At 69.6% G+C, this 657-nt stretch carries 1 protein-coding gene; it reads left to right on the top strand.

Translation table 11 applies throughout. From position 1 onward, the window contains the following. A partial coding sequence (sbcB, locus tag LQR33_RS22620) for an exodeoxyribonuclease I (protein ID WP_231470533.1) occupies nucleotides 1-657 on the top strand: 657 nt, incomplete at both ends.

The raw sequence follows: 657 nt of genomic DNA, 5'->3' as shown, positions 1-657 counted from the left end.
CCACCTACGCGCTGCGCCCCGACGGCATCGTCTGGCCCAAACACGAAGACGGCCGCACCAGCTTCAAGCTGGAGCACCTGTCCGCCGCCAATGGCCTGGCGCACGAATCGGCGCACGACGCGCTGTCCGACGTGCGCGCCACCATCGCGCTGGCGCGGCTGATCCGCCAGCGCCAGCCCAAGCTGTTCGACTACTACCTGACGCTGCGCAAGAAAGACGCGGTCAAGGTTCAGCTGTCGCTGCACGACCCCAAGCCGGTGCTGCACGTCTCCGGCATGTACGGCGTCGAGCGCGGCAATATGGCCGTGGTCTGGCCGCTGGCGGCCCACCCGGCCAACGCCAACGAGGTGATCGTCTGGGACCTGGCCCACGACCCGGTAGAATTGCGCGGCCTCTCCGCCGACGACATCCGCCAGCGCATGTTCACCCGCGCCGACGAACTGCCCGAAGGCATGGCCCGGCTGCCGATCAAGACCATCCACATCAACAAGTCGCCGTTCGTGGTGGCCAACCTAAAGGCGCTGGGCGACGACAACGCCGCCCGCTGGGGCATGGACCTGGACGCCATCCACCGCCACGCCGACACCGCCCGCGCCCTGCCCGACCTGTCGGCGCTGTGGCGCCGCGTCTACCAGCGCGAAGCCGGCGAGCCGCAGG

The organism is Chromobacterium piscinae (assembly GCF_021129175.1).
Taxonomy (GTDB): Bacteria; Pseudomonadota; Gammaproteobacteria; order Burkholderiales; family Chromobacteriaceae; genus Chromobacterium; species Chromobacterium piscinae.
The sequence above is the reverse complement of the archived record's forward strand: the minus strand, read 5'-3'. Positions and strand labels throughout refer to the sequence as shown.